Genomic DNA, 10,186 nt, shown 5'->3' on the forward strand with positions numbered 1-10,186 from the left:
GTACAGGCGAAAGGAGAATCTAGCCGATCCAAACCCCATGAGCATCTTCCGCCATGTCCTCGGGTCGAAGGGACAGGGAGAGGAGGGTAGGAAGCGGAGAAGGGTCGTTGCCGGGAAGGCGGTCGATACCGCTCTCATCGTCGTGATCCTCCTGATCTATCTCTCCGCATCCCTTGCATATTCCTCAGCCAGACCTTCTGGTTCCCTGCCCTCGTCGTCATCGGCATACTCCTGGTGCGGATTGTCTTCATCGACGGCGGCGAGCGTCGCATCACTCTCGCACGATCGGTTGTCTTCTACGTCATAGCGGCCGCGATTCTCCTCCTGCGCTACCTGGTGCTGGGGTATCCGGTTACTCCCCTTCTCCAGGCAATCGTGCTTGTCGGTATCGCATCATTTCCCATCCTCTATCTCCGGGAACGGCGGCGTGCACCGGGAGGGGTGGGCTGATGATCGGCTGACGATCTCTGGATTGATGAGGCATCCGGTTGGTTTTGTCAATTACCCGGCGCGGCCCTGGTTTCTGGCCCGTGGCGCATAAAAGGTATATAGAAGCACGTTGACTTCTCCCGCGTGGCTGCCGCTACCCCGGCATGCCGGGAAGCAGGACGTATGCGATTCGATTTGCCTGAGCGGATGCCGCCGGTCTCTTCCCCGGGACCAGCGGCAGTGGACCAGAAGACCGGAGCACGGGCGGCGCCCGTGCTCCACCGGCCACCTCCCGGGAGGTGGGTGAGATGAAGGGACGAGCAGGCGCGTGGCTCCTCTTCCCTCTCCTGGCGGCGCTGCTCGCGGGCCTGCTCTTCCTCCACGCACCGGGTGCGGGCGCTGTACAGGTTCTGGTGGTGGAACCGACCCCGACCGAAGAGCCCTGGGAGGCGGGGAAGATGACCGTCATCGTGATAACTGGAGACCAGGTACCGCCGCAGGGCGTCCCGATCCCCTCGTCGTGGAGGGATATCGAACCGGAGAAATGTGAACCGAGCGAGGAGGATTGGGCTTTTATCAGGGATGCCACCACGAATCTCTCAGAGGAAGAGAAGACCCGGTTTGTTACAGAAGTCAGAGAGATCTATGCTGGGGAGTCAACGCTTTCGCAAGGAGAGCAGGACGACCTGGAGAGGAGACTCGGGTGGTACCTGGTTGAGGCAACCGAGGGCGCCGGGACAGCCCCGTGACCACTGAGGAACCCAGCCCGGCGAGGCTCTGCCGCCCTGGCAGGAAGCCCCTCCCGCCGGGGTTTCACCGGCCCCCGGTGACCTTTGTCGGGTCGGTAAATCACCAGGGCCAGGGGACTTACTGCCTGCGTGAGCAGGTTGGTCCCCTGTTCACGGGCGGGGGTGTGACTGCTGTGCAGGTACGTTCCCGCGGACCTGAGGGTCGCACCGGCAGGTTAACATAGGAATCGTTCAAAAATCTGAACATATGTTCGATGATATGAACATACTCTCCGGAGCCTCGTTCACGCTTCTCCGGTTCCTGGGCAGACACTATCACGACGGCTACTATGTCCGCGAGCTCGCCCGGCTGCTTGGGATAGGAGTGGGTTCGGCCAGTGAGACGCTTGCTCGCCTGGCAGAGGCGGGTCTGGTGCACCGTGAAGAGCGTGGGCGCCTTGTGGTCTATTGGGCAGCGATGGAGAGCCCGCTCCTCCGTGAATTGAAGATCTGTGCCACACTCATCGAACTCAACCCGCTGATCCTTCGCCTGCGGGGCGACGTAACGAGGGTGATCCTCTTCGGGAGCACGGCGACCGGTGACGACACCCATGAGAGTGATATCGATCTCCTCATCGAGACAGGTGATGCAAGGGCTGCAGCAGAGAGCATCGCCGTGGTCGAGGCCGGGCTCGACCGCGAGATATCGCCGCTCATCCTCACGCCCGGAGAGTTTCGGTCCCTGAAGGCGACCGATCCGGCTCTCTACGAGCGGATTCTTGCGGGAAAGGTCCTGATCGAGGAGGAACGATGAAGTATCGGTTTGAACAGTGCCTGCAACGGGGAAAGATTGTCTGCATCCCGGTCGACCATCTCCCGCCCTACAGCAGCACCGTCGTCATCAGCGGGATCGTGACAAGCGACCCGATCGTCGAGACGAAGACGATCTGCGACGCAAGGCGGGCATCGGCGCCGTACTGCTCCGCGAAGATGGCGGTGTTTGCGGCGGCCGGCATCGCGGCCATCGTGATCATGACCCCGTTGATGAGGGGGTCAGAGAAGACCGGGGAGAAGAGGTAGCAGTAGGCCACCGGGACCGCGAGGAGGAGGACGGCGCTCGCCGCCCAGATCCGCCAGTCCCCGACCATCTCCCGGGCCGGGAACGTCGCGAGCATCGCCCCGACGATGATCATCGCAAGCGGCGTGGTCACCCCGCCGAGGAGGCCGATCGCATCGATGAACGGGCTTGGGATCTCCACCGACCCGAGGAAGAGGAGGAACCCGGCGGCAGAGGCGGCGATCCCGGGGTTTGCAAGCAGTCTTGCGTCAAATCCCCCCTCCCGCTCCCCGGTGAGCATCGCTATCCCGACCGAGAAGACGAGGACGTTGAAGACGAGATTGAAGATGGCGACGTAGAAGAGGGCGTCAGCGCCGAAGAGCGTCTGGGCGACCGGGAACCCCATGAACCCGACGTTCCCGAAGACGATCGCGAACTCAAAAACTCCCCTCTCCGAGGAGGTCATCGGCATCGCCCTCGAGGCGGCCCAGGCGACGGCGAACGAGAAGACGAAGAAGACCCCGGTCGCGAGGAGCAGGGTCTCGGCGCCGGCGAGGCGTGCGGGGGTGAAGGGCACCTGCATGGAAGCGATGATCAGCGCCGGGATGGTGATATTGATGAGGAGCCCGGAGAGCCCCCGGGTGGCCCGGGGGTCCATGATCTTTGTGGAGACGGCGACGTAGCCGGCGGCGATCAGCAGCACCAGAATGAAGATCTGGTCGGCGACAACCAGGAAATCCGTGACCATCCCACTCATGAATAGGGGCGCTCCCTCTTGACCCACCAGTGTGGGCTCTGATGACTCTTTACGGTTCTGCCGCAGGAGAGGTTTTTCTATCGGCAGGGATCTATCTCGCCGTATGCCCGAAAAACCGTTCTACCTCGCTGTCTCAGCGCTCATCCGGGACGGCGTTGGGAGGGTTCTCCTCCTGAAGCGTGCCGCCGACGACCCTATCAACCCGGGGAAGTGGGACCTCCCCGGAGGGACGCTCGACCCCGGCGAGACCTTCGACCGTGCCCTCCGGCGGGAGGCCAGGGAAGAGACCGGGATGCTGGTCACCCTCAGGCACGTCGCGGGCGCCGGGGAACTCGACCTCCCGACGAAGAGAATCGCCTACCTGATCATGGCCTGCGATGCCGACAGGACCGGGGTCAGCCTCAGTCCGGAGCACGAGGACTACACCTGGGTCGAACCCGGGGAGGCGGCGGCGATGGACCTTGCGGAACAGTTCCGGGGGTTGTTTGGGAGCGGCGGGTGAGCGGGGGAAACCCAGCAGTTACCCCCGGCATGGGAAGCTATCCCTCTGGCACCGCACCGCAAGGTACCAGAGCGCGATCGTCACGCCAAGAAGCGCCTCGCCCGCGTAGAGGAGGAGGGGTTCCCGGACGGCGCTTCCCCCCTGGACGGCGAAACCGCGGAGGAACGAGGCGACGAGAAGCACCCCGGCCGTCATGGCAACAAGGGACGTGCTGAGGAGGAAGATGATCCGGTGGTCCTTTCCGGGATGAAGGAGCCGCCTGGCTCTCTTCGTCAGGGTGTAGTCCCGCCATTTCAGGGCGTTCTCGTGGGCCACGAGATCTGCGTCGGCGAGGACGGTGAGGTGCTGATGGACGGTCGACCGGGCAAGACCAAGCCGGTCAGCAAGGTCGCTCACCGTCATGGGCCGGGAATCAAGCGCTTTGAGGATGGCGACCCGGGTGTCGGAGGCGAGAGCGGTGATGTCGTCCCGGTCGAGTGTGATCTCTATCATGTTGAAATCTCTCCTGCAATGGGTCTGGCCGGAAATGATCCGGTATTCTTCTGCCGGAATAGATAAGCGTTTCGAAACCATCCTGGGTTTTGGTACGACCGGATATGACATACTGACCGGAAGAATAGGGTGTGCGGTTCTTCTCAACCGGTCCTGGCGATCGGTGGCGGGACCGGTTCCGGTGCATCTATCTCCGTGACGATGAACGTTGCCGATGCCCGGGGAAGGCGGACCCTGGTGTAATCGAGGTCCGGGGCATCATCGGAAGGTGTGGGATCCGAATCGGCGATACTCGTCATGCGAAGGTCGAAGGCGATCGGCGTGCCGTTCGGGGTCGTGAAGGCGTACGGGGCGGTGAGATCGACCGTCATGTAGAGGACCTCCTGCCCGGGTCTTGGAAGGTCCGCCGTCACCCGCACCTCCCGCCACTCACCGGCGGCGAGGTTATCGATGGGCAGCGTCGTCGCGATGCCAGGGAGGATATCCCCCGTCGGGAACCCGGTGGTGGCGTTCAGGCTCGTGATCTCCGTCGCCACGGCAAGGTCGGCACGGGCGCAGTCTTCGCCCGCAAGGTTCCGTATGAAGAAGTCGAGGCTGATTTTGTCGCCCTCGATTGCGATATCAGGCGTGTACCGGATATCCTCCGGGCGGGTCGGGTCGAGGCTGTAGCGTTCGCCGAGGTTGATTGCCCGGTTGTAGGCAGTAACGTTCCGCAGGTGCCAGGTCTCGTTCGCTCCGTCGTAGACGATGACCGGGCTTTCGTAGGAGCCGGGGTACTCGAACCCCGGCCCGAACGGCAGTATCCAGTTCGCCCGCTTGAGCGGTTCCTGCACGTGTCCCTGCTCCGGGGGAAAGGCCGCAAGTATGGCAAGGTTCGCCGCGGCAAGAACGAGAACGGCGCAGAGGCCAACCCATACCCACGTCTTCGAGTGCATTGTTACCACGTAGGAAAAGAAGTAATTTAGAGGTATGGGCTCACCATCAGCACTTCTCCTGCCCGTGCATCGATGACGATGAGCCCTCCCTGGAGGACGTCACCCTCCGGCTCGCCTTTCATCGTGATCACCCACGTCAGCGTCTGTGCGTCCGGCCGGGTGTACTCGACGGTGAGGTTGGCCGTTGCATCGGTCACCCGGATTCCCGGGAACTGCCCGGCCGCGACCTTCAGCGCCTCGTCCCGGGAGAGTGCCGGCTCAAGCGGGCATTTGATCTCCCGCCGGATCCCGATGTACGAGACGATCTCGCCGGTACCGGGGTTGACGTTTACGACAACCGTGTTCGGCGTGAGGACACCGTTCTTCTCTTCCCTCCAGATGTACAAATATTCGCTGCCTGCATCGCCGTGAGAGACCAGGTTCGACTCGATAAGCCGCATACTCTTCTCCGCAAAACCGCTGTACTTCTCTTCAGCGTAGGCCCTTGCCGCCGCTTCGGCTGCGGCCTGATCCAGCCGGATCTCGTGGGAATCCTTCCGTGCAGAGTCAAACGTGGCGCGCTCAACAGCCCCGGTATGGGCGTTGACGTAAACCTGTCCGTCTCCGATGCCAAAGACGTAGTACTCTCCCTGATTGGGGCGCTCGGTCTTCTGGTACTGGATGGTTGCATCGGGTGCATTAAGAAAGTCCTGTGCTTTTTCTTTCGCAGTATCTACTCCGATCGGAGCGTTGATGTCAGCCGCTGCCGCGACCGAGACCGCGATAATGAGGCAGAGCGTTGCAAGGATGTATATCCGTTTCATAGTTGAACCACCATTATTAGTTTATTAGTAGACTCCGTAGCGAGCGGGAGTGAGGCAACTGTTGTAACTGCCGGAGATCTCGTAGGTGTCCACTCCCCAGTAGCCGATTGGCCAGTGCCAGTAGCAGTCGTCCTTTGCGTTGCTTGCGGCGCTTGCAACGGTCTCCCCGTTTCGCACCCGGTCCCAGAAGCTCCCTGACCAACATTTTCCGTTTTCGACCTCGACCTCGCCGTCGAACCCCAGGCAGATGTCTGCTCCTTTGTTCATGGTCTGCTGGAGGAGATCCCCGTTGTACTGGTTGTCGTGCGACGAATAGCAGGCGAGGTAAACCGCGAGCAGGACATCCCTGATATCGGTCCCGTAATCAGCGATGTAATACTGGTCGTTTCCCGGGTAGTGACCGTCGGTGTCGGCCAGTATCCAGGATTCCGAGGAGAACTTTATTCCACCGCCTTTATGCGAGTCGTCGTAGTAGAGGCCGTGGCCATTGAAGAAGAATATAGCATCCGACCTGAACGTACTGTAGGCCGTCGATGCGTGTGCGTTCATGGACGACGAGCTGGAGTAGCCCATCGCAGCCTGATCCACCTGTGCGTCGTAGGCTGTTGGCGTCGTATCAGAACAGTCATAGTTGTGCGCAGGTGGTGCGGCGCTGACGGCAGCAGGCAGAGCCGCGAGCAGGAAGAGTGCTGCCAGCATGAATAACCATTGTTTCATAAGTATCCCTCAAGGTGCGCCCGGGCGTTCTCGCACCCGGAACTAAACCCGAATTCGAGGGGAAATCTTATAAAACCCGATGTCGTCATTCGGTTCTGACCGAATAAACCTTAAACTTTGCGATCCGGTCCCGGATGGTGAGGGCGATCCGATCCCGTGGCGGTGGTGCTGCCGTCGACGTGCAGCACGGCTCACGGAAAGCCTGGTTTTGCACGTATAGCCCCTTACGAAGCGGACTCGTCCGGAATACACCCGCTGGGTAGGTAGCCAATCTGTGGATGGTCATCCTATAGAAACATTTTTGTATTGTTCGGAAAAATCCGACGGATTGCTGCGGGTTTTATATGTTCTAATGACCTAAAAGCGTACCGGGTGCCGCGTGCGGTGCCCGAGTGTGCGCGGGGGTCCCTCCATCCACGGTTGACGCCCAGATGATAGAGCCCCGCATGCCCGGAGGCAAAGGGAATGTACGCATTCCGTGTACTTAAAATGTGTGCCTCTTCTGCCTCCTGGAAGGAATCGAGGAGAACAATCATGAATGAACTACGCAGGATTGGAAGAATATCCATCCTCTTGGGAGTGCTGCTTTGTGTAGCACTTATATCGACAGCGAGCGCAGGGGAGGTTACTCTTGAGCGTTCATTTCTGCAAGATGAGGCGGCGCTTGATCATTACGCGCACCTATCCCCCGATGAGCAAACGATAGTGCTCAAAGCGTTAGAGGAGACATACTCAGAGAGCAAATTTGAGGAGACCACCGCAGAACTGAAGAAGATCTGGGATGGAACGTCAGCGCTGGAAGAGACAGAAAAGCGGGAACTACTGGCATCGGTAATCGCCAGTGTGTTTACCTACTATTGTCCGGACACTTCTCGTCAGATAAGCCCCATGTGGGGTGGTGCAATTGGTGAGAATCCTGACGGGGTTCACAATGCCCTTGCTGGGATTGCCGGGCAAAAGAGGGGCTGGGGATATTCACAGACAAAAATATTGGATGCAAACTCGAGAGACCCAGATACCTGGGGTCTTGAGCAGATGGTCGAGCACTATCTGGACGGTGCCCCATTCTTCAGCAACGCCCCGGATAAATGCAGTTATTACGCAAATGAAGCGAGGACCCAGATGAGGTCGAACCCCTATAGTGAGTCTGCCTGGCGGTGCCTATCCTGGTCGATGCATTATATGAGCGATCTGTCCATGCCGTGGCATACTCAGGGTGTAGCCGATCCGGCACAGCTGGCGACGCATACCCTTTATGAGGGATACGTGCAGGAAAAGTTCACCGATCCTGAGTATGGGTTTAAAGCGGCTCTTGTGTCGGCCCCTAATACCTGGGTCGTAATATCTGACCCCGCTTCGAGTGCGCGATCTCTAGCATCCTACTCTTCAGCAAGGTATTCTGGACTTCAATTGAAGATTGTGACTATTCCTTTTGGGTGGGGAGAAGATGACTGGGTCAAGTCGACAACCAAAGATCTCTTGAAAGAGGGTCTCAAGTATAACATGGGTCTCGTCGAGTACGCGACACACTAACCAAAACCTTTTTTGGTGAAATGATGAACGAGCAACGTAAGAAAATCCGGAAAGCTATACTGATCGGGCTCGCCGCGGTCTGCATCCTCGCCCTGATGATCTTCCTCATCTTCCTTGCTGTTGGGTTCGTCGAGATCATCTCACCGAATAACTCCTACGCGATCGAGATCACCGGCCTATCCAGTCTTGCCGTGAACGGCACCGCCACGGTCATGGTCCCGATCCCGGCGAATGTGGATGGTGTTCCGGCGATGTCGGAGGAGGTGCTTACTAGTCGTTATCAGGCCTTCGGATGGCGGACGGCGATCCGGGAGACGCCGTATGGGAAGATGCTTGCGTTCACGACCACGGACGGCTACGGGCCCGGTATCTCCGTATCGTCTGGTGAGTTCGAGAAGAAAGAAGAACCCCGGCTGCTCGTGCCCGTGCTTGCGACCCCTGAAAATGTGAGCGTCGAAGAATTCAGCCGGTCATCGGGCGGGACCTACACCACGGTCGTCTTCCTCGACGGCTTCATCCCGCCGCCGGAGAACGCCACCCCGATCACGTTCAACCTCAGGTACCAGGGAGGCGGAGGCATGAAACACCTGATAAAGGAGAACGTCTGGACGACGACGGTGAATGCGACCGTGCCAGGCACAGCATCCGGGTTCATCCCGATCCCGGCCGAATATCATGTCACTCCCGGGGGGCTTTATCTTTGACGGGCGAACCCATGCGAAAGAACTCCCGGCGGGCCGTGAGGGTCGCTCTCGCCGGACTGCTCGTATTCGTCGTCTGCCTGGGAGTTCTCGTTTTCACGCACTCTGCAGGGGCCCGGGACGATACTCGATTGCCGCCGGACGGAAACCCATCGTTGCTGGCGAATGATAATCAATCCCCGCTATCCGGGCGGTCATGGCATCTTACCTCCTATTGGACGGAGGAAGGAGAGGTCCCCGTCATCGAGAAAACGGACCCAATCATCGCGTTCACCGACGCCGGGCGGGTCAGCGGCACCTCCGGGTGCAACATCTTCTTCGGCGGCCATGACCTCTCCGGCAGCACGCTCAGGATCCACGACATAGAATCGACAAAGATGACCTCGACCCCTGAGGTGCTCGACCAAGAGAAAGTGTTCTTCACACTGCTCCAGAAAACGAGAGCCTACACAATAGACGGAGACTGCCTCCGGTTGTTCGATGCATCCGGAAGGGAGATCCTCTCCTTCACCAGTCAGACACAACCGCTCCAAGGAAAAGCGTGGTATCTTTGGTCCCCGCGGAACGATACGGGAGGGGCCGTTCAGGACCCCGGTACCGACCAGATTTCATTGCAGTTTCTGGGTGAAAGCCAGTTCCGGGGGACCGCCGCGGGCACCGATTACTGCGGGACATATGAAGCGTCCGGGGATACCATTCGGTTCGGGCCGGCGGAGGGATGGGTCGAACTGCCCGAATGGTACTCCTCGCTCCTGAAACAGGCGCACGGTTACCGGATAATCGGGGCTCAACTCGACATCATGAACGAGAACGGTCACTCCATCATGTCGTTTACCCGGATGCCCCCTTCACTGGTCTCGGTCGATTGGTATCTGCAACAGCACCGGGCGGCGGATGGACCCGGCCTCCTGACACCGGAGGGGACGTACGACCTGATACTGTTTATGCCGGACGGTATGATCACCGGAATCATCCACGGAATTCAGTTATTTGCGCAGTACGATGCAGACGACTCATCGATATCATTCGGCCCCGTCGCCATGCTTATTGCGGAAGATGATGATCCCGGAAAGGCGAGCGAATCACGGGAGATGATCGAGTCGATGTTCGGAGAAGCGAGAACGTATTGGGTCTGGAACGGCACGCTGGAACTCTCTTCCGGTGACGGGAAACCCCTGGTGACGATGGCGAACACGCCTGCGCTATAAGCGGGATGCCGCCCCGGGACCCCGGCGACCCTATGATTTTGGGCGGTACAGGAATCGGGAGCAGAATACATCAACAAAGGTGAATGGAAATAGGACGATCCTATTTCAGCGAGATTGGGTGAAAAGCATAGAGGAGATCATGAAGTCGAAAGTCAACAGACGTTTGATCATCGTGGCGGTTCTTGCGTTCATCGGCGTCATCCTCCTCGTTGCGACGGTCGTGCTCACGTGCACTGCTCTCTTCACCTGGCTCGAAGCAAGCGGCGGATCCCCGAGATTGAACGGCTGGGAGGTCAGGGGAGAACGGCCGGAGAATGCATCGAT

At 59.5% G+C, this 10,186-nt stretch carries 12 protein-coding genes and 1 pseudogene; 8 read left to right on the forward strand and 5 right to left on the reverse strand.

Translation table 11 applies throughout. The annotated features are described in order from the left end of the window. Window positions 1-234 precede the first annotated feature (234 nt). The 3 genes from BP858_RS11035 (at window position 235) to BP858_RS11045 (ending at window position 1,971) form a co-directional block, all read left to right on the forward strand. The gene (locus BP858_RS11035; RefSeq protein WP_286879503.1) at window positions 235-450 is read left to right on the forward strand and encodes a hypothetical protein; all 216 of its coding nucleotides are present in this window, start codon (window positions 235-237) and stop codon (window positions 448-450) included. Window positions 451-737: 287 nt separating this feature from the next. Then, window positions 738-1,178, forward strand: coding sequence for a hypothetical protein (locus BP858_RS11040; RefSeq protein ID WP_286879504.1), 441 nt, complete (start codon window positions 738-740; stop codon window positions 1,176-1,178). A gap of 259 nt (window positions 1,179-1,437) precedes the next feature. Beyond that, on the forward strand, window positions 1,438-1,971 hold the full coding sequence (locus BP858_RS11045; RefSeq protein ID WP_286879505.1) for a nucleotidyltransferase domain-containing protein: 534 nt from the start codon (window positions 1,438-1,440) through the stop codon (window positions 1,969-1,971). Between the two features lie 67 nt (window positions 1,972-2,038). Here BP858_RS11045 and BP858_RS11050 read toward each other — a convergent pair whose 3' ends face one another. Continuing rightward, complete coding sequence (locus tag BP858_RS11050; protein ID WP_062260978.1) at window positions 2,039-2,971, reverse strand: AEC family transporter; 933 nt, start codon at window positions 2,969-2,971, stop codon at window positions 2,039-2,041. A 103-nt stretch (window positions 2,972-3,074) separates the two neighbouring features. Here BP858_RS11050 and BP858_RS11055 point away from each other — a divergent pair, with 103 nt between their 5' ends. Continuing rightward, window positions 3,075-3,473 (forward strand): NUDIX hydrolase, encoded by a 399-nt coding sequence (locus BP858_RS11055; protein ID WP_286879506.1) that lies wholly within the window; start codon window positions 3,075-3,077, stop codon window positions 3,471-3,473. Between the two features lie 18 nt (window positions 3,474-3,491). Here the strand turns inward: BP858_RS11055 and BP858_RS11060 are convergent, their stop codons facing one another. The 4 genes from BP858_RS11060 to BP858_RS11075 all read right to left on the reverse strand — a co-directional run bounded on the left by BP858_RS11060 (window position 3,492) and on the right by BP858_RS11075 (window position 6,420). Next, entirely contained in the window at window positions 3,492-3,965 is a 474-nt protein-coding gene (locus BP858_RS11060) for an ArsR/SmtB family transcription factor (RefSeq protein ID WP_286879507.1), read from the reverse strand. Window positions 3,966-4,108: 143 nt separating this feature from the next. After that, entirely contained in the window at window positions 4,109-4,900 is a 792-nt protein-coding gene (locus BP858_RS11065; protein WP_074174659.1) for a hypothetical protein, read from the reverse strand. A 26-nt stretch (window positions 4,901-4,926) separates the two neighbouring features. Next, window positions 4,927-5,703 (reverse strand): PepSY domain-containing protein, encoded by a 777-nt coding sequence (locus BP858_RS11070; protein WP_062260991.1) that lies wholly within the window; start codon window positions 5,701-5,703, stop codon window positions 4,927-4,929. A 24-nt stretch (window positions 5,704-5,727) separates the two neighbouring features. Next, window positions 5,728-6,420 (reverse strand): hypothetical protein, encoded by a 693-nt coding sequence (locus BP858_RS11075; RefSeq protein ID WP_145916325.1) that lies wholly within the window; start codon window positions 6,418-6,420, stop codon window positions 5,728-5,730. Between the two features lie 534 nt (window positions 6,421-6,954). On the opposite strand from BP858_RS11075, the gene BP858_RS11080 reads away from it, so the two are divergent. The 4 genes and pseudogenes from BP858_RS11080 to BP858_RS11095 all read left to right on the forward strand — a co-directional run. Then, window positions 6,955-7,953: a hypothetical protein gene (locus tag BP858_RS11080; protein ID WP_143706281.1), complete on the forward strand. Its 999-nt coding sequence runs from the start codon at window positions 6,955-6,957 to the stop codon at window positions 7,951-7,953. 23 nt (window positions 7,954-7,976) lie between these two features. Further along, window positions 7,977-8,657 carry a hypothetical protein gene (locus BP858_RS11085; RefSeq protein ID WP_011842990.1) on the forward strand — a complete coding sequence of 227 codons (681 nt, stop codon included), beginning with the start codon at window positions 7,977-7,979 and terminating at the stop codon, window positions 8,655-8,657. Next, window positions 8,654-9,862, forward strand: a complete 1,209-nt coding sequence (locus BP858_RS11090) for an META domain-containing protein (RefSeq protein WP_143706282.1) — start codon at window positions 8,654-8,656, stop codon at window positions 9,860-9,862. Before BP858_RS11085 ends, BP858_RS11090 begins: the two co-directional genes overlap by 4 nt. Window positions 9,863-10,001: 139 nt before the next feature. Then, a pseudogene (locus BP858_RS11095) lies at window positions 10,002-10,186 on the forward strand (hypothetical protein); the annotation flags it as partial.

Origin of the sequence: Methanoculleus sp. UBA413 (genome assembly GCF_002502935.1) — an archaeon.
In the GTDB taxonomy this organism is placed as follows: Archaea; Halobacteriota; Methanomicrobia; order Methanomicrobiales; family Methanoculleaceae; genus Methanoculleus; species Methanoculleus bourgensis.